The 21978-nt window shown below is 74.5% G+C and carries 16 protein-coding genes and 1 pseudogene; 4 read left to right on the plus strand and 13 right to left on the minus strand.

Annotated features, from left to right (window positions below):
* Positions 1-89 precede the first annotated feature (89 nt).
* Together AC5K6T_RS31595 and AC5K6T_RS31600 are read right to left on the minus strand one after the other, a co-directional pair.
* The gene (locus AC5K6T_RS31595) at positions 90-1373 is read right to left on the minus strand and encodes an AI-2E family transporter (protein WP_493214461.1); all 1284 of its coding nucleotides are present in this window, start codon (positions 1371-1373) and stop codon (positions 90-92) included.
* Between the two features lie 97 nt (positions 1374-1470).
* Positions 1471-1665, minus strand: coding sequence for a DUF3046 domain-containing protein (locus tag AC5K6T_RS31600; protein ID WP_493214462.1), 195 nt, complete (start codon positions 1663-1665; stop codon positions 1471-1473).
* 79 nt (positions 1666-1744) lie between these two features.
* Here AC5K6T_RS31600 and AC5K6T_RS31605 point away from each other — a divergent pair, with 79 nt between their 5' ends.
* Entirely contained in the window at positions 1745-2689 is a 945-nt protein-coding gene (locus AC5K6T_RS31605; RefSeq protein ID WP_493214463.1) for a hypothetical protein, read from the plus strand.
* Positions 2690-2919: 230 nt separating this feature from the next.
* On the opposite strand, the gene AC5K6T_RS31610 is transcribed toward AC5K6T_RS31605, so the two are convergent.
* The 3 genes and pseudogenes from AC5K6T_RS31610 to AC5K6T_RS31620 form a co-directional block, all read right to left on the minus strand.
* Positions 2920-3228 carry an AzlD domain-containing protein gene (locus AC5K6T_RS31610; protein WP_493214464.1) on the minus strand — a complete coding sequence of 103 codons (309 nt, stop codon included), beginning with the start codon at positions 3226-3228 and terminating at the stop codon, positions 2920-2922.
* Complete coding sequence (locus tag AC5K6T_RS31615; protein ID WP_493214465.1) at positions 3225-4166, minus strand: AzlC family ABC transporter permease; 942 nt, start codon at positions 4164-4166, stop codon at positions 3225-3227. Before AC5K6T_RS31615 ends, AC5K6T_RS31610 begins: the two co-directional genes overlap by 4 nt.
* A pseudogene (locus tag AC5K6T_RS31620) lies at positions 4088-5029 on the minus strand (AraC family transcriptional regulator); the annotation flags it as partial. The gene AC5K6T_RS31615 and the pseudogene AC5K6T_RS31620, both read right to left, overlap by 79 nt.
* A gap of 448 nt (positions 5030-5477) precedes the next feature.
* Between AC5K6T_RS31620 and AC5K6T_RS31625 the strand changes: the two are divergent.
* From AC5K6T_RS31625 to AC5K6T_RS31635, 3 genes are all read left to right on the plus strand, one after another.
* Complete coding sequence (locus AC5K6T_RS31625; RefSeq protein WP_493214466.1) at positions 5478-10544, plus strand: ATP-dependent helicase; 5067 nt, start codon at positions 5478-5480, stop codon at positions 10542-10544.
* A 112-nt stretch (positions 10545-10656) separates the two neighbouring features.
* Positions 10657-11499, plus strand: a complete 843-nt coding sequence (locus AC5K6T_RS31630; protein WP_493214467.1) for an Fpg/Nei family DNA glycosylase — start codon at positions 10657-10659, stop codon at positions 11497-11499.
* A gap of 32 nt (positions 11500-11531) precedes the next feature.
* A complete protein-coding gene (locus AC5K6T_RS31635; RefSeq protein ID WP_493214468.1) occupies positions 11532-12296 on the plus strand; it encodes an SDR family NAD(P)-dependent oxidoreductase in 765 nt (254 codons plus the stop codon).
* Positions 12297-12427: 131 nt separating this feature from the next.
* Here the strand turns inward: AC5K6T_RS31635 and AC5K6T_RS31640 are convergent, their stop codons facing one another.
* The 8 genes from AC5K6T_RS31640 to AC5K6T_RS31675 all read right to left on the minus strand — a co-directional run bounded on the left by AC5K6T_RS31640 (position 12428) and on the right by AC5K6T_RS31675 (position 21731).
* Positions 12428-12694, minus strand: a complete 267-nt coding sequence (locus tag AC5K6T_RS31640; RefSeq protein WP_493214469.1) for a hypothetical protein — start codon at positions 12692-12694, stop codon at positions 12428-12430.
* 544 nt (positions 12695-13238) lie between these two features.
* Positions 13239-13619, minus strand: a complete 381-nt coding sequence (locus AC5K6T_RS31645) for a helix-turn-helix domain-containing protein (RefSeq protein ID WP_003993396.1) — start codon at positions 13617-13619, stop codon at positions 13239-13241.
* A gap of 109 nt (positions 13620-13728) precedes the next feature.
* Positions 13729-14274 (minus strand): CinA family protein, encoded by a 546-nt coding sequence (locus AC5K6T_RS31650; protein ID WP_493214470.1) that lies wholly within the window; start codon positions 14272-14274, stop codon positions 13729-13731.
* Positions 14271-15047, minus strand: coding sequence for a CDP-diacylglycerol--glycerol-3-phosphate 3-phosphatidyltransferase (gene pgsA / locus AC5K6T_RS31655; protein ID WP_493214471.1), 777 nt, complete (start codon positions 15045-15047; stop codon positions 14271-14273). Before pgsA ends, AC5K6T_RS31650 begins: the two co-directional genes overlap by 4 nt.
* Positions 15044-16516, minus strand: a complete 1473-nt coding sequence (gene rimO, locus AC5K6T_RS31660; RefSeq protein WP_493214472.1) for a 30S ribosomal protein S12 methylthiotransferase RimO — start codon at positions 16514-16516, stop codon at positions 15044-15046. The genes pgsA and rimO overlap by 4 nt, the downstream gene beginning before the upstream one ends.
* A 397-nt stretch (positions 16517-16913) precedes the next feature.
* Positions 16914-17753: a helix-turn-helix domain-containing protein gene (locus AC5K6T_RS31665; RefSeq protein WP_493214473.1), complete on the minus strand. Its 840-nt coding sequence runs from the start codon at positions 17751-17753 to the stop codon at positions 16914-16916.
* 468 nt (positions 17754-18221) lie between these two features.
* A complete protein-coding gene (locus AC5K6T_RS31670; RefSeq protein WP_493214474.1) occupies positions 18222-20930 on the minus strand; it encodes a DNA translocase FtsK in 2709 nt (902 codons plus the stop codon).
* Between the two features lie 117 nt (positions 20931-21047).
* Positions 21048-21731 carry a response regulator gene (locus tag AC5K6T_RS31675; protein ID WP_493214475.1) on the minus strand — a complete coding sequence of 228 codons (684 nt, stop codon included), beginning with the start codon at positions 21729-21731 and terminating at the stop codon, positions 21048-21050.
* Positions 21732-21978: the final 247 nt, after the last annotated feature.

Genomic DNA, 21978 nt, shown 5'->3' on the forward strand with positions numbered 1-21978 from the left:
CCTGCCCTTCGGGCAGACGACGCTACTTTCGAAACACGCCCTAGGAGCCCCGGCACACTCCGCGGCGGGAACGGTGCCGGGCCCGGCCGTCAGCTCCCGGCCGGTTCCCGCGGGTCGGCTTCCGTGTCGGGGTGGTTCGGCGCACGGTCCTGCCGGAGCAGGTCCCGCAGCCGCCGCCCGCGCACGACGGGGCCGGAGTCCCGTCCCTCCTCGCGCCGGTGGCCGAGCACCCGCGGGTCGTCGGTGACGTCGTAGCGCTTCACATAGGCGCCGAGGAAGGCCTGCAGCGTGGCGACCACCGGGATGGCGATCAACGCGCCGACCGCGCCGAGCAGCGCGGTGCCCGCGATGACCGAGCCGAACGCGACCGCGGGGTGGATGTCGACGGTCCTGGAGGTCAGCTTCGGCTGGAGCATGTAGTTCTCGAACTGCTGGTAGACCACGACGAAGACCAGCACCCACAGCGCGTACCAGGGGTCCTCGGTGAAGGCGATCAGCATGGGCAGGGCGCCCGCGAGATAGGTGCCGATGGTCGGTATGAACTGCGACACCAGGCCGACCCACACGGCCAGCACGGGCGCATAGGGCACGCCCAGTGCCTCCAGCAGGACGTAGTGGGCGAGGCCGGAGATCAGCGCCATCAGGCCGCGCGAGTACAGGTACCCGCCGGTCTTGTTCACGGCGATCTCCCAGGCGCGCAGCACCTCGGCCTGCTTCCTGGGGGGCAGTACCGAGCACAGCGCGCGGCGGAGCCGGGGCCCGTCAGCGGCGAAGTAGAAGGAGAACAGCACGATCGTCAGCAGCTGGAACAGTCCGCCCAGCACCTGCGCCGAGACGTCCAGCACTCCGGTGGCGCTGTTCTGGACGTAGTCCCGCAGCCAGTCGGAGCGCAGCACGCCCTCCTGGACGTCGACCCGCCGCAGCTCGGTGTGGAAGTGGCCGTTGATCCAGTTGATCACCGAGTCGAGGTACTCCGGGAACCCCTCGATCATCTTGATGATCTGGCCCGCGAGCATGGAGCCCAGCAGCGTGACGAAGCCCGCGGACAGCACGATGACCGCGAAGAAGACCAGCCCGGTGGCCAGGCCCCGGCGCATCCCGCGTGCGGCCATCCAGCTCACGGCCGGCTCTATGGCCAGCGCGAGGAAGAACGCGATGAGGATGTTGATCAGCAGCCCGGTGAGCTGGTGGAAGGCCCAGCTGCCGAGCTGGAAGCAGGCGATCAGGGCCAGCGCCAGCACCATGGCGCGCGGCAGCCAGCGCGGCATGCGCGCCCTCCGCACGGCGCCGTCGGCCGCCTGCCGAGCGGCCTCGGCGGTGCGGGGGGAGGATGCCTGCGGGACGGTGTGCCCGGTCTCGTCGGTGGGTGCCACGGGGACCAGTCTGGCCTACGCCGCCGACACCGGTGGCACGCGTGACGAACGTGACACGGGAGCGACGTGCCGCACGACAGGCGCTCCCCGCGGGCGGTCAGCGCCTGTCGTGCGGCACGTTCATGACGGAGCACACCACGCGCCACACGTCCCTGGCCTCCCAGCCGGAGTCCAGCGCCTCGATCACCGTGCGTCCCCCGAGTTCCGACATCACGTGGTCGCGCGCGAAGGTTTCGGCGTACCCCGCACCGAAGTGCTCCGCCATCCGCTGCCAGAAGACCGTCAACCGCATGACACCAGTATCCCGCCCCTGAGGGTGGGGCCCGCCCGGGACGGCCCGCCGGAACCGCCGTCGCCCCTACCGTCTGACCATGGCCGAGACAGGAGCATCCCCCCTCCCCGAGGCGTCCCCGGCGCACTCCCCGCTGGCCCGCGCGGAGCAGTTCGTCCGGCTCACCGCCCGCGTGCTGGAGCAGCGGCTCTTCGCCTACTGCTTCCTCGACGGACCCGCCGACCCGGTGGAGGCGGCACTGGACGCCTACCGCAACGAGGACGGCGGGTACGGGCACGCCCTGGAGCCCGGCCTGCGCGGCCCCGCCAGCCGGCCGCGGCACACCACGCACGCACTGCGCGTGCTGGACTCCCTGGGGCGCTGCAGCGGGCGGCGTGCGGAGCGGGTGTGCCGCTACCTGACCCTGGTGTCCACCCCGGAGGGTGCCCTGCCGGGGGCGCTGCCCGGCCGCCGCGGCTGTCCGACGGCCCCGTCCGGGCCGGCCGCGGACGGCCCTCCGGGCGAGCTGCTGACCACCGGCCCGGTGGTCGGACTGCTGCACCGCAACGAGGTGTGGCACGCGTGGCTGTTCCGCGCCACCGACTTCTGCTGGCAGGCGGTCGAGTCGCTGCGGACGCCGCACCCCCACGAGGTCCATGCCGCGGTCGCCTTCCTGGACTGGGTGCCGGACCGCTCGCGCGCGGAGGCGGCCGCCGACCGGCTGGGCCGGCTGGTGCGTGAGCAGCGGCTGGCGGTGCTCGACCCGCTACGCCGCGACGACGCAACGGTGGCCCCCGGACACCCCCCGGGCGAGCACCGCTTTCCGTACGACTTCGCGCGGACGCCGCGGTCCCTGGCCCGCGCTTGGTTCACGGACGAGGAGATGGCGCGGTCCCTGGACTTCCTCTTGGCCGAGCAGGCGGAGGACGGCGGCTGGCCGGCCCGCGGACGGCGGCGGGAACCGGGCACGGCGCTGGAGTCGCGCCCCATCATGACGATCGAGGCGCTGCGCACGCTCCGGGCCCACGGCCGCTTCGTCGGATGACCGGCCGGTAGCGCCCCACCGGCCGCCGCCGCGGCGCGCGGGCCGCCGACCGGGGCACGGGCCGCCGGCCGGGGCACGGGCCGCCGGCCGGGGCACGGGCCGCCGGCCGGGGCACGGGCCGCCGGCCGGGGCACGGAGCAGCGGGGCCGGGGCGCGGAGCAGCGGGGCCGGGCTCGGCAGCAGCGCGCCGCCCGCGGGCCCGGGGAGGTTCCCGGGTGCTCGGCGTCGCTTCACCCGCCCAGCGCCCGTACCCCTGCCGTCACCGCCACGGCGGCCCCCACCACGACCAGGAAGGGCGCCCGCAGCATCAGTGCCGCGCCCGCCGCCGCGAGCCCTGCCGCGCGCGCGTCCAGCACCAGCGCGCGTCCGTCGGCGAAGCTCTGCTGCGCCGTGAGGGCGGCCAGCAGGGCCACCGGCACCAGCGCGGCGAGCCGCCTGACGACGGGCCTCTCCAGCGCGCCCGCGGGGACGAGCAGTCCGGCGAGCTTGACGGCGTAGCAGCCGACGACGGTGACGGCGATCGCGATCCAGAAGGTCATCGCCCGTCCTCTCCGTCGCGTCCGTCGCGGTCCCCGCCCGCGCGCCGCTTCCCCGGCCGCTGCGGCCGCCGCCGCGCCCCGTCCGGTCCCCGCCAGGCTCCGCCACCGGTCCGGCGGCCCTGCAGGAACAGGACCACCGGTGCCGCCAGGGCGGCCAGCAGGACCGGCACCCCCGCAGGCAGCACCGGCAGCAGCGAGAGGCCCAGCACCACGGCGAGACCGGCGACGGCCCGCTCGGCGGCGCTGGTCAGCATGGGGGCGAGCAGCGCCAGGAAGACGGCCGGGCCGGCCGCGTCCAGGCCCCAGGCGTCGGTGTCGCCGACGGCCTCGGCGCCCAGCGCGCCGAGCAGCGTGGTGAGGTTCCAGAGCAGGTAGAGGGTGAGGCCGGTGACGCCGAAGCCGATCCGCGCGGCACGTCGGGTGGGCTGGGCCAGCGCGACGGCCGTGGTCTCGTCGATCACCCACTGCGCGGCGAGGGGGCGCAGTGCGCGCGGAAGTGCCAGCAGCTGCGACAGGCGCAGCCCGTAGAACGCGTTGCGTACCCCCAGGAAGAAGGCGCCGGCCGCCGCCGTGAAGGGGTTCCCGCCCGCCGCCAACGCTCCCACCAGCGCGAACTGGGAGGCACCGGTGAAGACGAGCAGGCTCAGCACACAGGTCTGCGGCAAGGTGAGTCCGCTGCCCGCGGACGTCACTCCGAAGGCGAACCCGGACAGCCCTACGGCGACTCCGACTCCGAGGGCGTCACGGACGACGGCCGTGTCCGGCCTTCCCGGCCGCGCGCCGTCCGGCCGGCCTCCCGCGCCCGGGTCGTCCGGCCGTCCTCCCGGGTCTGCGGTGCCGGGGCGTTCTTCCGGCCGTGCGGTGCCCGGGTCCGCGCTGCCCGTCCCTCCGGGTCCGCCGGCCCGTGCGCCTGCTGTGAGTGCTGTCCGTTCTGCCACGTGCCGGACGGTACGAGGAGCCCGCGCGGTTCGTCTTGTACGTTCTTGCGCTCACGCTGGTAGGCACCTGGCGGCACGCCCACGATGCGGCTGAAGTGGCGGTTCAGGTGCGGCTGGTCGGTGAAGCCGACGGCCAGCGCCGCCTCGGCGGGCGGCGTTCCGTCGTCCAGCAGCAGCCGCGCACGCCGCACCCGGGCGTCGGTCAGCCAGGTGTGCGGCGGCATGCCGTAGGCGTCCCGGAAGGCCCGCAGCAGGGCGAACGGACTGGTGCCGAGGTCCGCGGCGAGTCTCTCCAGGGTCGGTGGTCCGGCCATGTGCTCCTCCAGCACGCCACGCGCGCGTGCGGCGAGACGGGCCCCCGCCGTCCGGACGGCCCGCTGTGCCAGGCGGCCGCCGTTCAGCCGGAGCAGCCGGGTCACCGCGACGCGCAGCAGGGTGTCGGCGGCCAGCGCGTTGCCCTCGTCGGCGGCGCGCAGCACCTGGTGGACCAGGGCGACGGCGTACGGGTCGTCGAGGACCGGACCGGCGAAGCCCGGGGTGCCGCGGATCGTCGTGGTCTCGGCCGCGATGGCGGCCACGACGTCCGGGGAGGGGTAGACCGCCCCGTAGCGCCAGCCCTCGGGGACTCCGGCCCGGCCGGTGTGCGGGGTGTCGGGGTTCACGAGGGCGAGCGCCCCGGCTCCCGCGTACCGGTCCCCGCCTCCGTGGTGGAAGACCTCGACGCCGTCGGCGACGGCGGCGATCACGAAGTGCTCGTGGGTGTGACGGGCGAACGTCTTGTGGACGTAGCGTGCCCGCAGCAGGTCGACCCCGGGCAGCTCGGCGTACCGCCAGTGCCGTGCGCGCTCCCGGGTACCTGCCATGGGCCCATTGTCGGCCGTACGCACGGCCGGCGGCTGGAACGATCACCTTCCGGACGGCAACTCGACGGCACACGCGCACCGTCCCGCCCGTGGCCCACCGTTCGCCCGGCACCGTTCGCCCGGCGGCGCTCCCCCGCTCCCCCGCGCCTCGCGGCTCGCCCGGCTGCGCGCCCCAGCCCCGCCGCCCGGCCCGGACGCGCTCTCCCGCCGCGCGCCGACTCGCGCGCCACGCGGCCGCCGGCCCGGACGCGCTCTCCCCGGCCCGCTCCGGCCTCCGCGCCCTGCCCCGCCCGGCTCCCGCGGTGCGGACCGCCGCGCCCGTCCCACGCCCCGCCCCCGGCGTCGGCGCATCCCCCCAGAGCACCCCGGACCAACCCGGCTCAGTCCCACGCCGCTCCCGAACCCGCAGCTCAGCGCCGTTGTCAGAGGCGGGGTGCAGGATGGACGCATGGTCAGCTCCGCCCACCGGGCCCTCGACGGCTTCTCCCCCGCGACCCGCGGCTGGTTCACGGGAGCCTTCTCCGCGCCCACGGCGGCCCAGGCGGGGGCGTGGCAGGCCATCCGAGAGGGCTCGGACGTGCTGGTGGTCGCCCCGACCGGCTCGGGCAAGACGCTGGCCGCCTTCCTCGCCGCACTGGACCAGCTCAGCTCGGCACCCGCGCCCGCCGACCCCCGCAAGCGCTGCCGGGTGCTGTACGTGTCCCCGCTGAAGGCGCTGGCGGTGGACGTCGAGCGGAACCTGCGCAGCCCCCTGACCGGCATCCGCCAGGAGTCCGTGCGGCGGGGACTGCCGGAGCCCGAGGTGAAGGTGGGCATCCGCTCCGGCGACACTCCCGCCGCCGAGCGCCGTGCCCTGGCGACGCGTCCGCCGGACATCCTGATCACCACGCCGGAGTCGCTCTTCCTGATGCTGACGTCGGCCACGCGGGACGCGCTGGCCGGCGTCGAGACGGTGATCCTCGACGAGGTGCACGCGGTGGCGGGCACCAAGCGTGGCGCGCACCTCGCGCTGTCCCTGGAGCGGCTGGACGAACTGCTGCCGCGGCCGGCCCGTCGGATCGGCCTGTCGGCGACCGTGCGTCCGGTGGACGAGGTCGCCCGGTATCTGTCGCCGCGCCGCAAGGTGGAGATCGTCCAGCCGGAGTCCGGCAAGGAGTTCGACCTCTCCGTGGTCGTCCCCGTCGAGGACCTCGGTGAGCTGGGCGCCGCGCCCGCCGTGGACGGGGAGGCCGGTGCGGAGCGGCCGTCGATCTGGCCGCACGTCGAGGAGCGGATCGCCGATCTGGTCCAGTCGCACCGCTCGACGATCGTCTTCGCCAACTCGCGCCGCCTGGCGGAACGTCTGTGCAACCGGCTGAACGAGATCGCCTACGAACGGGCCACCGGCGAGCCCCTGGACGAACAGCACGCTCCGGCCCAGCTCATGGGCGGCTCCGGTGCGGCGCAGGGCGCTCCGCCGGTCCTCGCGCGCGCCCACCACGGCTCGGTCTCCAAGGAGCAGCGGGCCCTGGTCGAGGAGGACCTCAAGGCGGGCCGTCTGCCCGCGGTGGTCGCCACCTCCAGTCTCGAACTGGGCATCGACATGGGCGCGGTCGACCTCGTCGTCCAGGTGGAGTCGCCGCCGTCCGTGGCGTCGGGGCTGCAGCGCGTGGGGCGCGCCGGGCACCAGGTGGGGGCCGTCTCCACCGGGGTCGTCTTCCCGAAGTACCGGGGCGACCTGGTGCAGGCGGCCGTGGTCACCGAGCGCATGCGCGGTGGTGCCATCGAGTCGCTGAAGGTTCCGGCCAACCCCCTGGACGTGCTGGCGCAGCAGCTGGTGGCGATGACGTCCATGGACACCTGGCAGGTGGACGACCTGCTCACCGCGGTGCGACGGGCGGCCCCGTTCGCCTCGCTGCCCGAGTCCGCGTTCACGGCCGTTCTGGACATGCTGGCGGGCCGCTATCCCTCGGACGCCTTCGCGGAGCTGCGCCCGCGCGTGGTGTGGGACCGGGTGGCCGGCACGGTCACGGGCCGTCCCGGCGCCCAGCGCCTCGCGGTGACCTCGGGCGGCACGATCCCCGACCGCGGCCTGTTCGGTGTGTTCCTGGCCGGGGCCGACCCGAAGAAGGGCGGCGGCCGGGTCGGCGAGCTGGACGAGGAGATGGTCTACGAGTCCCGGGTCGGCGACGTCTTCACGCTGGGCACCACTTCGTGGCGGATCGAGGACATCACCCGTGACCGGGTGCTGGTCTCGCCCGCGCCGGGTGTGCCGGGCCGGCTTCCGTTCTGGAAGGGGGACCAGCTGGGCCGGCCGCTGGAGCTGGGCCGCGCGGTGGGCGCGTTCCTGCGCGAGGTGGGTTCACTGGGCCGGGAGGACGCCCGGCTGCGGCTGGTCGCGGCGGGCCTGGACGCCTGGGCCGCCGACAACGTGCTGGCGTACCTGGACGAACAGCGCGAGGCCTGCGGGCACGTCCCGGACGACCGCACGATCGTCGTGGAGCGCTTCCGGGACGAGCTGGGTGACTGGCGGGTCGTCGTGCACTCCCCGTTCGGCGCGCAGGTCCACGCCCCGTGGGCGCTGGCGCTGGGCGCCCGCCTGTCCGAGCGGTACGGGATGGACGCGCAGGTCATGCACGCCGACGACGGCATCGTGCTGCGGCTGCCGGACGCGGACCTGATGAGCCTGGACCTGCTCGACCGGGAGCCGGTTCCCGGCGGCGCCGGGTACGACGCCGAGCAGGCGCCGGTGGGCGCGGCCGACGTCGTCTTCGACAAGGGGGAGGTCGACCAGGTCGTCACCGACCAGGTCGGCGGTTCGGCACTGTTCGCGTCCCGTTTCCGGGAGTGCGCCGCCCGCGCGCTGCTGCTGCCGCGCCGCAGTCCCGGCAAGCGGACCCCGCTGTGGCAGCAGCGCCAGCGGGCCGCCCAGCTGCTGCAGGTGGCGAGCGAGTTCGGATCGTTCCCGATCGTCCTGGAGGCGGTCCGCGAGTGCCTCCAGGACGTCTTCGACGTGCCCGGCCTCGTCGAGCTGATGGGTGACCTGGAGGCGCGCAAGGTCCGCCTCGTCGAGGTCACCACCCCCGAGCCGTCCCCGTTCGCGCGTTCGCTCCTCTTCGGGTACGTCGCCCAGTTCCTGTACGAGGGTGACTCGCCGCTCGCCGAACGCCGGGCGGCCGCGCTGTCGCTGGACTCGAGACTGCTGGCGGAACTGCTGGGCCAGGCGGAACTGCGCGAGCTGCTCGACGCGGAGGTGCTCGCTCGGCTGGAGCAGGAGCTGCAGTGGCTCACCGAGGACCGGCGGCTCAGGGACCCCGAAGGAGTCGCCGACCTGCTGCGGCTGCTCGGTCCGCTCACCGACGCGGAGCTGGCCGCGCGCGGCGCCGCCCCGCAGTGGGCGCAGGAGCTGGCGGCCGCCCGCCGCGCGATCCGGGTCCGGATCGCGGGCGCCGACCACTGGGCGGCGGTCGAGGACGCGGGCCGGCTGCGCGACGCACTGGGCACGGCGCTGCCGGTCGGCGTTCCGGAGGCCTTCACCGAACCGGTGAAGGACCCTCTGGGCGACCTCCTCGCACGCCACGCCCGTACCCACGGTCCGTTCACCTCCGCCGCCGCGGCCTCCCGCTTCGGCCTCGGTGTCGCGGTCACGGAGGGCGCGCTGCAGCGGCTCGCGGCGGCCGGTCGGGTCGTGCAGGGCGAGTTCCACCCGGCCGGCATCGGCCAGGAGTGGTGCGACACGTCGGTGCTGCGGCGCCTGCGCCGCCGTTCGCTCGCCGCCCTGCGGCACGAGCTGGAGCCGGTGCCGCCGGCGGCGCTGGCGCAGTTCCTGCCCCAGTGGCAGCACGTCGGCAGGGGGCACGGTCTGCGTGGTGTCGACGGCCTCGTGCGAGCCGTGGAGCAGTTGCAGGGCGCGGCTGTGCCCGCGTCCGCCCTGGAGAAGCTGGTCCTGCCGTCCCGGGTCACCGACTACGCCCCTGCGGTGCTGGACGAGCTGACCGCCGCGGGGGAGGTGGTGTGGGCGGGGGCGGGCTCGCTGCCCGGCAAGGACGGCTGGGTCTCGCTGTACACGGCGGATGCCGCGCCGTTGCTGCTTCCCCCGCCGCACCCCCTGGAGCTGACGGAGCTGCACCGGTCGGTGCTGGAGGCCCTGTCCGGCGGGTACGGCCTGTTCTTCCGCCAGATCGCCGACCGGATCCGCGCCACCGCGCACCCCGACGTCACCGACCCGCAGCTCGCGGACGCGCTGTGGGACCTGGCCTGGTCCGGGCGGCTCACCAACGACACCCTGGCACCGATGCGGGCCCTGCTGGGTTCGGGCCGCACGGCGGGCTCCACCGCCCACCGAGCCAGGCGCACCGTGCCGCGCGGCCGCTACGGATCCCTGACGGGTGCCGCCCGCCCCGTCTCGCGCACGGGTCCGCCGACCGTCGCCGGGCGCTGGTCGCTGCTGCCGCCGCGTGACACCGACCCCACGGTGCGGGCACACGCCCTGGCCCGGGTCCTGCTGGACCGGCACGGAGTGGTGACCCGCGGGGCCGTGGCCGCGGAGGGCGTGGAGGGCGGCTTCTCGGCGACGTACCGCGTGCTGTCGGCCTTCGAGGAGAGCGGACAGGCCCGCCGCGGCTACGTGGTGGAGGGGCTGGGGGCGGCCCAGTTCGCGATGGACGGTGCCGTGGATCGTCTGCGCGCGGTGGCCAACGCCCGCGAGGGCCTGCCCGCCCCCCGCCTCGCGGACGGCGGGGGACGGACCTCCCCGGCCGACGGGTTCGGCACGGTCCCGCCCTACGCGGACTCCGGCTTCGGCGCCTTCACCGCCTCCGGCGACCCGGCCGGTCCGGGTTCCGGTACCTCGGGCGGCGTCTCCGGTCCGGCGGGCCCGTCCGGCGGTCCGGACCGGTCGGAGTCGGAGGGCCCGGTCGGTCCGCCGGACGGCCTCCTCCCGTCCGACGGGCCGACGACGGGGCCCGGCGACCGGGGCTCCGCCCGCGACCTCCACGACGCGCCCGCCCCGAGCGGACCGGGCGCACCGGCCCGGGCGGGGGACCGCGCGGGACGGCACGGTCCGCCCCCGCCCGCCCGGGGCACCGGCGCCTCTCCCGGTCGGGCCGCGCACCCGGGCGGACGCCCCTCCCCGCCCTCCCGTGCGGTCGTCCTGGCCGCCGCCGACCCGGCCAACGCCTACGGCGCCGCCCTGCCCTGGCCCGAGCCGCCGACCGGCGCCGGGCACAAACCGGGACGGAAGGCCGGCTCGCTCGTGGTGCTGGTCGACGGCGAACTGGCCCTGTACATGGAGCGCGGCGGCAAGACGCTCCTGGCCTGGCCGGCCGACCCGGCGGACTCGGGCGCGTCGCCCGCTGACGATCCGCGCCTGCACGAGGCCGCGGAGGCTCTTGCTGCGGCCGCCCGTGCGGGCTCGCTCGGCACGGTCACGGTCGAGCGCGTGAACGGCGCCGCGGCCCTGACCTCCGCCGTCGGCACCGTCCTGGAAGGGGCGGGATTCATCGCCACACCGCGCGGTCTGCGCCTGCGCGCATGAGGGCCCGCCCACCGGGGCCCTGCACGGCACCACACCGCACCGCACCCGGCCTCGGTGCGTTCGGCGGCATCGCACGGCGGCGGCCCGCGGCGCACCGTGCCACCCTTGACCCATGCCCGAAGGCGACACGGTCTGGCAGACCGCGAGGAGGCTGCACGCGGCCCTCGCGGGCGGGGTGCTGACCGTGTCCGACCTCAGGGTGCCCAGGTACGCCACCACGGACCTCACCGGCCGGACCGTTCTGGACGTCACCCCGCGCGGCAAGCACCTGCTCACCCGCGTCGAGGGCGGCCTGACCCTGCACTCGCACCTGAGGATGGACGGCGCCTGGAAGGTGTACGCGCCGGGCCGGCGCTGGAGCGGCGGCCCCGCCCATCAGATCCGCGCCGTCCTGGGGACCGCGCACCGTACGGCCGTCGGCTACCGTCTGCCCGTCCTGGAACTGCTGCGCACCGCTGACGAGGAGGCCGTGGTCGGTCATCTCGGCCCTGATCTGCTCGGCCCCGACTGGGACGCGGAGCGCGCCCTGGCGAATCTCCGGGCGGACCCGCACCGGCCCATCGGTGAAGCCCTGCTCGACCAGCGCAACGTCGCGGGCATCGGCAACGTGTACAAGAGCGAGCTCTGCTTCCTCCTCGGCGTCACTCCCTGGCTCCCGGTCGGCGCCCTCCCCGCCGACCGCGCGGCCGCGCTGCCCGCCCTCGCCAAGCGGCTCCTGGAAGCCAACCGCGACCGGCCGGTCCGCACCACGACGGGCCGCCGAGGCCAGGCCCTGTTCGTGTACGGGCGGGCGGCTCGCCCCTGTCTGCGCTGCGGAACCCCCGTCCGCGTCGCGGACCAGGGCGGCGGCTCCGGCGACCGCCCCACCTACTGGTGCCCGACCTGCCAGCCGGGCACCGCTCCGGCATCCGGCCGCCCGCCCTCCGGGCGGACCCCGGCCCGCACCGCCGATTGACGCCCCGTCAGACATGCTTCTACGGTCCCCTCATGGCCGTCGACGCGTACGACCTCACCGGACGCACCGCGTTCGTCACCGGCGCCGCCGGCGGGATCGGCCGCGCCACCGCGGTCCTGCTGGCCCGCGCGGGTGCCTCGGTGCACTGCGCCGACCTCGACGCGGACCGCCTCGACGAGACCGCCGCGCTGATCCGGGCCGAGGGCGGCTCGGCCGCCACCCACCACCTCGACGTGACCGACCCGGTGCGGATGCGGCAGGCCGTCGCGTCCTGCGGGCGGCTGCAGGTGATGGCGGCGGTCGCCGGGATCATGCACACCAGCCCGGTGCTGGAGACCAGGGACGAGGACCTGGACCGCGTGATGGACGTCAACTTCAAGGGGGTGCTGCACGCCTGCCGTGAGGCCGCACGCCTGATGCTCGCTCGGGCCGACGGAGGGAGCATCGTCACGATGGCCTCCGGCGCCGTCGACACGGGCGGCGCGGGGCTGCTGTGCTACGGCGCGGCGAAGGCGGCGGTCGTGCAGCTCACCCGGACCCTGGCGACCGAGCTCGGCCCGTACGGGATCCGCGTCAACGCCGTCGCGCCGGGCTGGATCCGCACGCCCATGACCGGGCGCCACGAGGCCGGGGTGCGGGAGCGTGCCGAGGCGCGCATGGCCCGCCGCGCGCCGCTGGGCCGAGTGGGTGACCCCGAAGAGGTGGCGCACGCGGTTCTCCACCTGGCGTCGGACGCGTCGTCGTTCATGACGGGCCAGATCCTGCGCCCGAACGGTGGCGTGGCCATGCCCTGGTGACCGGCCCCGGCCCGGCACGGCGCCGGGGCCCGCGCAGCGCACGCACGCGACGCACACGAGCCTCCGAGGGCCCCGTGGGTCGCTCCGTTCCGCCTGTCCGCCCCGCCGCCGCCCTCCGCCCACTGCCGCCCTCAGCCGTCCCCCCGGCCCTCGCTCCCGCCCCCGCTCCCGCTCCCGACCGGGCGCCAGGCCCGTACCCAGCGCCCCGCGGCGAGCGCACCCTCCGCCCTGCCCTTGGGCACGCAGTGCACGGGCAGCAGGCTCAGTCCCCATCCTCCGGCGGCCACCGCCCCCTCCAGCACGCCCGCGTCCGGCGCCGCAGCGAGCCGCAGCACGGCCCACCACCACAGCGCGCCCAGCCCGAGGCCTGCCCCCCAGTGCGCTATCCGCCCCACCATGGCGCCACCTCCAGCCCGACACCGCCCTCGGCAGACCTTCAACGACGATCGACGCTAGGCGCGTCCCGCGCCCGCCACCAGGGCGCACCCACGGCACACAGGCGCAGTACGCCTCCCGTTACGCTTCAGCCCTTGGCAGGGCCGCGGCGGATACGTTCCTCCACCATGGCCGCCCCACTCGACAGCGGCAAACGGACCAAGCCCGTCACCCGCAGGGCGGCCACCGGCCCGAGGCCGCACCCGGCGTCGGGCCCGGCGTCGGGCCCCGTGGGCGCTCCGCACGTCCGCGGCGGACAAGCGGCTCCGGCGCTGCCCGACGCCGCTCCCGTCGGCGCCGCGCAGGCCCCGGGGACGCCGGGCGTTCGTGCGGCCGACGGCAGCCGCAGCGACGGCTCGGCGCTCGCGGGGCGATGACGGCCCGACACCACCCGGACATGCGAAAGGCCCCCACCGCTTCTCCCCGGGTCGGTCCACCCGGAGGAGCCCCGGTCGGGGCCTTGGGCCATGTGTCGCGTCGATTCTCACGCACCCATGCGCACAACCGTCACGCGGCGACGACGTCGACCGCCTCGGCGGGGGCCTTGATCGTCACCCGTTCCGGTGGCACACCGGTCACCGAAACGGAACCCAGCATGGGTCGCACCGGCGTCGGCACGGGCTCGCTGGGGGTGGCCGCAGCGGACTGGGCCAGCTCGGCGAGGGCGAGCTCGTCGCTCACTTCCCGCATGAGCTCGGACATCCGTACGTCCAGCGCGTCGCAGATGGCGGAGAGCAGCTCGGAGGAGGCCTCCTTCTGCCCCCGCTCCACCTCGGAGAGATAGCCGAGTGAGACTCGGGCGGACGAGGAGACTTCGCGCAGAGTACGGCCCTGGCGCTGGCGCTGCCGACGCAGCACGTCACCCAGCAGGCGACGGAGCAGAATCATCGGTGGCTCCCTCCTCGGACCGCGTAGCCGCATCCTTCACGCCCCACCGTACCGCCTCGTGCCGCGGCCGTGCGGGGAGCGATGTCGTGTTCACTCAGGGCTGCAAACATCAAAACCCCCCGTTCTGTTCCGTATCCTGTGTCCGCTCATTCCCGGTCTGTTCGCCCGTGAGCTCCCTCAGGAGCAGGGCGAGTACGCTCCGTACACTCTCCCTACGGATTTCCGCACGGTCGCCGTTCAACCGCAGAGCCGCCACTTTTCCGCCACCGGCAGAACCGGAGTGCGGCGCCCGGGGCCCGTCCACCGCGACGAAGACGGTGCCGACCGGCCGGCCGTCCTGGGGCTCGGGTCCGGCGACCCCGGTCGTGGCGAGTCCCCAGTCGGCCCCCAGCGCCCTGCGCACGCCCGCCGCCATCTCGGCCGCGACCTGCGGGTCCACCGCTCCGCGCTCCGCCAGGAGTACGGCGTCGACACCGAGCAGGGTGTGCTTCAGGTCCGTGGCGTAGGCGGTCACGGAGCCGCGGAAGGCCTGGGAGGCCCCGGCGACGGACGTCAGCTCGGAGGCCACCAATCCGCCGGTCAGCGACTCGGCGACGGCCACGGTCTCGCCCTTCACCTTCAGTAGTCGCAGCACGTCGGCGGCGGTGGAACTCACGCTTCCGTCTCCTCCGGCGTCCGCTCGCGTTCGGCCATTCCCTGTCTGCGCAGCACTATGGCCTGTCTCACGTAGTCCAGGCCGGTCACGACGGTGAGCACGACGGCCGCGGCCATCACCCACCACCGCAGGGTGGCGAGCCACCCGGTCAGTGCCAGGATGTACATCCCGACGGCGACGCCCTGGGTGAGGGTCTTGAGCTTGCCCCCGCGGCTGGCGGGGATGACGCCGTAGCGGATGACGACGAAACGCAGGAGCGTGATCCCGAGTTCCCGGCCGAGGATCACGCCGGTCACCCACCAGGGCAGGTCGTCCAGCCAGGACAGACAGATCAGCGCCGCCCCCATGATCGCTTTGTCGGCGATGGGGTCGGCGATCTTCCCGAAGTCGGTGACCAGGTCGTAGGTGCGCGCCAGATGACCGTCGAAGAGATCGGTGATCATGGCGATGGCGAAGGCCGCCCAGGCGAACGAGCGCCAGGCCGGGTCGTAGCCGCCGTCCGCCAGCATCAGCGCGACGAACGCGGGGACGAGCATCAGCCGCAGCATCGTCAGCAGGTTGGCGATGTTCCAGACGCTGGCCTGGTTGACGGCTGCCGCCGCGAGCTTGCCGCCGCGCGGGGTCCGCACCGCGCCGTCCGCGGCGTCGTCGGGGGCGTCGTGCGCGAGCCCGGAGTCGGCGCCGGGGCCGGGGCGTGCAGCCGGGCCGGAGCCGGCCGGGGTCACCCCGCGGGAGGAGGAGCCGCCCGCTGCGGACGCCGGGACTCCGGTCATGTGCCCGCCTCCTCGCTCCACGCGCGCGTGCCGGGCAGCGGCTCGGCCACCAGGTCGACGCCTTCGGTACCGACCGCCTTCGCCTCGACGATACGGCCCACGCCGAGTCCCTCGCCGCCGGTGAGCAGCACCTGGCCGTCCGTCTCGGGCGCCTGGTGGGCGGCGCGGCCGTACACGCCCTCCTCGCCGTCCACCGACTCCACCAGGACGCGCAGGGTTTCGCCGACCCGCTCCTCGGCGCGCTGCGAGACGAGTTCCTCGGCAAGCCGGGAGAGGTGAGCGAGGCGCTCGGCGACCACGTCCTCGTCGAGCTTGCCGTCGTACGTCGCGGCCTCGGTGCCCTCCTCGTCGGAGTAGCCGAAGACCCCGATGGCGTCCAGGCGCGCGCCGTTGAGGAAACGCTCCAGCTCGGCCAGGTCGGCCTCGGTCTCGCCGGGGAAGCCGACGATGAAGTTGGATCGCACGCCCGCCTCGGGGGCCCTGCTCCGGATGGTGTCGAGCAGTTCCAGGAAGCGGTCGGTGTCGCCGAAGCGGCGCATCGCGCGCAGCACGCCGGGCGCGGAGTGCTGGAAGGACAGGTCGAAGTAGGGCGCGACCCCGGGCGTCTCCGTGAGCACGTCGATCAGGCCGGGCCGCATCTCGGCGGGCTGGAGGTAGCTCACCCGCACCCGCTCGATGCCGTCGACCGCGGCGAGCTCGGGCAGCAGCGACTCCAGCAGCCGGATGTCGCCCAGGTCCTTGCCGTAGGAGGTGTTGTTCTCGGAGACCAGCATGATCTCCTTGACACCCTGCTCGGCCAGCCACCGCGTCTCGCCCAGGACGTCGGAGGGGCGACGCGAGATGAAGGAGCCCCGGAAGGAGGGGATGGCGCAGAAGGAGCAGCGCCGGTCGCAGCCCGAGGCCAGCTTGACCGAGGCGACCGGGGCGCCGTCCAGGCGGCGGCGCAGGGGCGCGCGGGGGCCGGACCGCGGAGCCAGGCCCGTGGGCAGGTCGGCGGGCGCTCCGTGGCCGGGCAGCGCCACCTCGGTCGCCGTCTGCCGCTCGGCGGGGCTGACGGGCAGCAGCTTGCGCCGGTCACGCGGGGTGTGGGAGGCGTGGATGCCGCCGGACAGGATGGTCTGGAGGCGGCCGGAGATGTCCGCGTAGTCGTCGAAGCCGAGCACGCCGTCCGCCTCGGGGAGGGCTTCGGCGAGGTCCTTGCCGTATCGCTCGGCCATGCAGCCGACCGCGACGACGGCCTGGGTGCGGCCGTGGTCCTTGAGGTCGTTGGCCTCCAGCAGGGCGTCGACGGAGTCCTTCTTGGCGGCGTCGACGAACCCGCAGGTGTTGACCACGGCGACGTCCGCGTCCGCGGCGTCCTCCACGAGCTGCCAGCCGTCCGCCTCCAGACGGCCCGCGAGCTCCTCCGAGTCCACCTCGTTGCGGGCGCAGCCAAGTGTGACGAGTGCGACGGTACGGCGTTCAGGCATGGGCTCAAGACTACTTCGTCCCGCCGGCACCCCACGTCGACGGGGTTGGCCGGTCCTGACCGCCCCGGTCCGGATCCGACCGGTGGGCACGGTCCCGGCCGCTCCGCGCGGGCCCCCGCGCCCCGCCGCCCCGCGGGGCGGTCCGCGCGGGCCGCCCCGCCGTGCGGTGCGCCGCCCTGCCTGCGGGCCGCCGGCTCCGACCCGCCGGACCGGCCCCCTGTCGAGGCGGACGGCCCCCGGCCGGGGCGACCGCGGCGCTGCCCGGGCGACGACCCGGCGCCGTCGTCGGAGGCTCCCCGGACGGCCGCCGGGCCGCAGGCCCGAACCCCCGGACACACCACCGGGGGCGACCGGCGCGCCGCCGACCGCCCCCGGTGCACTCCCGGACGAGCAGGGGTCACCCGACCTGCGGGTCGCCCTTGGTGTACGTGAGCCGCTCCACGGCACCGGGCTGGAAGTCGTCGTCGATCTTCTTGCCGTTGACGTAGAGCTGGATGGCCCCGGCGTCGCCGAGCACCAGGTTGATCTTGGAGCTGTCCTGGAAGGTCTTGGACTCACCCTGCTTCAGCAGGCCGTCGAACAGCAGCCGGCCGTTGTGGTCCTTGGCCGAGATCCAGCTGCGTCCGTCGGTGGCGCTGACCTGGACGGTCACCTTGTCCTGGGGGGCGGCGGCGATGGCGCTCTCGCTGGGGTCGGACTTGGGCGCGGCCGGCTTCTTGTCGGCCGAGGGCGAGGCGCTCCTGCTGACGCTGGGCGTGGCGTCCTCGGCCACGTTGTCGCCGGTGCCGGGGTCGGAGTCGCCGCCCTTCACCGCGGTGAAACCGACGAAGCCGATCACCGCGACGATGGCGGCGACCATCGCCGCGGTCCAGTTGGGGCCCCGCCGCTCGGGCCGGATGCGCTCGGCTTCGAACAGCGGTGCGGCGGGGGTCGGGGCGGGGCTGCCGCCGTGGTCCGCGTCGTACCGGGCGAGCAGCTGCGCCGGGTCGAGGTGGACGGCCCGGGCCAGGGTCTTGATGTGACCCCGGGCGTACACGTCGCCGCCGCAGGGCGAGAAGTCGTCCGCCTCGATCGCCTGCACGATCGCGATGCGGACCCGGGTGGCGGTACTGACGTCGTCGACGGTCATCCCGGCCGCGAGGCGGGCCTCGCGCAGGGCATGGCCGACGGAGGGGCGGGCTTCCTCGGAAACGTCTTCGAACGGACGCTCGTCTTCAGGGGAGTTGCCGATGGACACGGGGGCGCCTTTCGAGCGTGTAGCCGCCTGTGCTGGAGGTTCAGTCTAGGGGGGTGCGAACGGGGTGGGGCAACCGGGCGGTGGGAATCTGTACGCCATCGGAATGGCCGGTCATGCCGATGGTGGGGTACCTCATTGTCGCTTCCCTCAACTTGACGTAGGCCGAAGGGAAACGGTTGCTCACCGATCCCTTACGGGTGAGTCACGATCGCACAACTGCCGTGTCGCATACCCCGCCCGCGCGGATGTGTGCCTGCCTCGGGCCAGGGACCGTCCGTACTGCCCGCGGGGCCGCACAGTGCTCCGGGCGGGCGCACGGACCGTCGGGCGCGACACCTCGTCGCCTCGCCGGAACACCCGCGTACACCCTGCACGGGGCGGGCCCCCCGGCCCTGCCGCTGCGACCGCGCCGGCGACGCCCCGCAGCCGACGCAGTGCGCCGGTCCGCGCGGGGGTGCGGGGCCGCCGCTACCCGTCGGTCTCGCCGCGGATGACGGCGAGCACCCCGTCCAGCTCGTCGGGTTTGACCAGGACGTCGCGGGCCTTGGAGCCCTCGCTGGGCCCGACGATGTTGCGCGACTCCATGAGGTCCATCAGCCGCCCGGCCTTGGCGAAGCCCACCCGGAGTTTGCGCTGGAGCATGGAGGTCGACCCGAACTGCGTCGACACCACCAGCTCGGCCGCCTGGCACAGCAGGTCGAGGTCGTCGCCGATGTCCTCGTCGATCTCCTTCTTCTGCTTCGTCCCCACGGTGACGTCGTCCCGGAAGACCGGCGCCATCTGGTCCTTGCAGTGCTGCACCACCTCGGAGACCTCGGCCTCGGTGACGAAGGCCCCCTGCATGCGGGTCGGCTTGTTGGCGCCCATCGGCAGGAACAGTCCGTCGCCCTTGCCGATCAGCTTCTCGGCGCCGGGCTGGTCGAGGATGACGCGGCTGTCGGCGAGCGAGGAGGTGGCGAAGGCGAGCCGGGAGGGGACGTTCGCCTTGATCAGGCCGGTGACGACGTCGACCGAGGGGCGCTGGGTGGCGAGCACCAGGTGGATGCCGGCGGCGCGCGCGAGCTGTGTGATGCGCACGATGGCGTCCTCGACGTCGCGGGGCGCCACCATCATCAGATCGGCCAGCTCGTCCACGATGACCAGCAGGTAGGGGTAGGCCTGCAGCTCCCGTTCGCTGCCCTCGGGCGGTTTGACGGTGCCCTCCCGCACGGCCCTGTTGAAGTCGTCGATGTGCCGGTACCCGTACGCCGCCAGGTCGTCGTAGCGCAGGTCCATCTCGCGGACGACCCACTGGAGGGCCTCGGCGGCGCGCTTGGGATTGGTGATGATCGGCGTGATCAGGTGCGGGATGCCCTCGTAGGCGGTCAGTTCGACGCGCTTGGGGTCGACGAGGATCATGCGGACGTCCTCGGGGGTCGCCCGCATCATGATCGAGGTGATCAGGCAGTTGATGCAGGACGACTTGCCGGAACCGGTGGCGCCGGCGACCAGCATGTGCGGCATCTTCGCCAGCGAGTGCATGACGTAGCCGCCCTCGACGTCCTTGCCGAAGGCGACCAGCATCGGGTCGTCGTCCTCGGCGGACTCGGCGAGCCGCAGCACGTCCCCGAGGTTGACCATCTCGCGGTCGGTGTTGGGGATCTCGATGCCGACCGCGGACTTGCCGGGGATCGGGCTGATGATCCGCACGTCCGGGCTGGCCACGGCGTACGCGATGTTCTTGGTGAGCGCGGTGATCCGCTCGACCTTCACGGCCGGGCCCAGCTCGACCTCGTAGCGGGTGACCGTCGGGCCGCGGGTGAAGCCGGTGACGGCGGCGTCGACCTTGAACTCGGAGAAGACGGTCGTCAGCGAGGTCACGATCGCGTCGTTGGCGGCGCTGCGGGCCTTGCCGGGCCCGCCGCGGGTGAGCAGGTCCAGCGAGGGCAGCGCGTACGTGATGTCGCCGGAGAGCTGGAGCTGCTCGGCGCGCGGCGGCAGGTCGCGGTGCTGCTCGGGCGGCGCCTTGGTGAGGTCGGGCACGGTGCCGCCGGAGCGCCGGTCCTCGCGGGAGCCGGATGCCGGGGCCGGGACGGGCGTCGGCGTGGTGTCGCGGTCGCCGGGGCTGACGCCCTGGGTGAGGTCGGCGACGACCGGCGAGGGCGGCATGCCGTGCAGGACGGCCCCGTCGAGGTCCGCGGCCGCCGCCGCTGCGAGGTCGACGGCGTCCGGCCGGCGGTCCGCCGGGGGCTGCGGCGCACGGGGGCGGCGGGGCCGGCCGCGGCGCCCGGCGAGCGCGTCCTCCTCGGCGGCTCCGGGGTCGTACACGTCGAGGGCGGGGCCGCGTCGGCGCCCTCGCGGAGGCAGCGCCTCCCGCCACTGCTCGTCGTAGCGCTCGTCGTCCTCGCCGAACTCGTCCCGCTCGGGGTCGTGCAGCACGCCCAGCTTCACGGCGAGCAGCCGCAGCCGCTGCGGGACGGCGTTGACCGGCGTCGCCGTGACCACCAGCAGGCCGAACACGGTCAGCAGCACCAGCAGGGGGACGGCGAGCACCTCGGTCACGGTGAAGATCAGCGGGGTGGCCGCGGCCCAGCCGATCAGGCCGCCGGCGTCTCTTATCGCCTGCATGCCGGCGTCGCGGGCGGGCGAGCCGCAGGCGATGTGCACCTGTCCGAGCACGCCGATCACCAGGGCGGACAGCCCGATCACGATCCTGCCGTTGGCGTCCGGCTGCTCCGGGTGCCGGATGAGGCGCACGGCGATCGCGGCCAGCAGGATCGGCACCAGCAGGTCCAGGCGCCCGAACGCGCCGGTGACGAGCATCTCCACCAGGTCGCCGACGGGCCCGCGCAGGCTGGACCAGGTGCCCGCGGCGACGATCAGCGCCAGGCCGAGGAGCAGCAGGGCGACGCCGTCCTTGCGGTGGGCCGGGTCGAGGTTCCTGGCGCCCTGCCCTATGCCGCGGAACACGGCGCCGACGGCATGGGCGATGCCGAGCCAGACGGCCCGCACCAGCCGGTAGACGCCCCCGGTCGGACTGGGGGCCGGGCGGGGTGCCGGCTTCTTGGCCGCGGTCTTCCGGGCGGGCGCCTTCTTCGCGGGCGCCTTCTTCGCGGCGGCCTTCTTCGCCGGAGCCTTCGCGGGAGCGGCTGCCTTCTTGGCGGGCTGCTTCTTGGCTGCGGAGGGACGTGAGGCCATGGGTGTGAGGTTACCTGGGGAGGCGACGGCGGACACGTGTGGCCGCTGCTTCACCCGTACGTGTCGCCCGGGCGGTCACGCCGGACTGACGCCGGGCCAAGAGGCCCTCGGCTGGCGTCAGTTCTGCGAGGGGAGGGAGGGCTGGCCGCCGGTTCCGGGTTCCAGCGCGTCCAGTGCCCGGCGCAGTCCGGTGAGTTTGCGCTCCAGGTGCGCCGCCGTGGCGACCGCCGCGGCGTCCGCGGCGTCGTCGTCGAGCTGCTTGGACAGCGCCTCCGCCTGCTCCTCGACGGCCGCGAGCCGCGCCGACAGCTCCGCGAGCAGACCGGCCGGTTCCTTGCCCGGTCCGACCGCGTCGTCCTTGCCGCCGCCCTCCAACTGGAGCCGCAGCAGGGCCGCCTGCTCGCGCAGCTGACAGTTCTTCATGTACAGCTCGACGAACACGGACACCTTCGCCCGCAGCACCCACGGGTCGAAGGGCTTGGAGATGTAGTCGACGGCACCCGCCGCATACCCGCGGAAGGTGTGGTGGGGGCCGTGGTTGATCGCCGTGAGGAAGATGATGGGGATGTCCCGGGTGCGCTCGCGGCGCTTGATGTGCGCGGCCGTCTCGAAGCCGTCCATGCCCGGCATCTGGACATCCAGCAGGATGACCGCGAAGTCGTCCGTGAGCAGCGCTTTGAGCGCTTCCTCCCCGGACGATGCCCGAACCAGCGTCTGATCGAGCGCCGAGAGGATCGCCTCCAGCGCCAGCAGATTCTCCGGCCGGTCATCGACCAGGAGGATCTTGGCCTTCTGCACCATGGCCCGCCCTCCTCGCCCCGGCTTGGGGCCTCCCCTGTCCTCAGGACTCGGGGCGGCTCCCGCTGCTGCCGCCCCAGGGGACGACTCCCTTTCGCCGCCCGTCCTCGTGCCGGTCATGGTAGCCGCACCCCGCCCGTCGCCACACCCTGTCACCGCGATGTCACTGTGCACGTAGCAGAAACGCCGCGCGAGACCAGAAGGTTCCCCGAATCCCGTACTTCTACACGGCGTCGGGCACACTCCGACA

It is taken from the genome of Streptomyces sp. B8-7, from assembly GCF_058833805.1.

Bases quoted from the DNA above. Each gene is read 5' to 3' on its own strand.
- AC5K6T_RS31600 (WP_493214462.1), bottom strand. From the start codon at position 1,665: ATGCGGTTGACGGTCTTCTGGCAGCGGATGGCGGAGCACTTCGGTGCG.
- AC5K6T_RS31605 (WP_493214463.1), top strand. From the start codon at position 1,745: ATGGCCGAGACAGGAGCATCCCCCCTCCCCGAGGCGTCCCCGGCGCAC.
- AC5K6T_RS31610 (WP_493214464.1), bottom strand. From the start codon at position 3,228: ATGACCTTCTGGATCGCGATCGCCGTCACCGTCGTCGGCTGCTACGCC.
- AC5K6T_RS31625 (WP_493214466.1), top strand. From the start codon at position 5,478: ATGGTCAGCTCCGCCCACCGGGCCCTCGACGGCTTCTCCCCCGCGACC.
- AC5K6T_RS31630 (WP_493214467.1), top strand. From the start codon at position 10,657: ATGCCCGAAGGCGACACGGTCTGGCAGACCGCGAGGAGGCTGCACGCG.
- AC5K6T_RS31635 (WP_493214468.1), top strand. From the start codon at position 11,532: ATGGCCGTCGACGCGTACGACCTCACCGGACGCACCGCGTTCGTCACC.
- AC5K6T_RS31640 (WP_493214469.1), bottom strand. From the start codon at position 12,694: ATGGTGGGGCGGATAGCGCACTGGGGGGCAGGCCTCGGGCTGGGCGCG.
- AC5K6T_RS31645 (WP_003993396.1), bottom strand. From the start codon at position 13,619: ATGATTCTGCTCCGTCGCCTGCTGGGTGACGTGCTGCGTCGGCAGCGC.
- pgsA (WP_493214471.1), bottom strand. From the start codon at position 15,047: ATGACCGGAGTCCCGGCGTCCGCAGCGGGCGGCTCCTCCTCCCGCGGG.
- rimO (WP_493214472.1), bottom strand. From the start codon at position 16,516: ATGCCTGAACGCCGTACCGTCGCACTCGTCACACTTGGCTGCGCCCGC.
- AC5K6T_RS31670 (WP_493214474.1), bottom strand. From the start codon at position 20,930: ATGGCCTCACGTCCCTCCGCAGCCAAGAAGCAGCCCGCCAAGAAGGCA.
- AC5K6T_RS31675 (WP_493214475.1), bottom strand. From the start codon at position 21,731: ATGGTGCAGAAGGCCAAGATCCTCCTGGTCGATGACCGGCCGGAGAAT.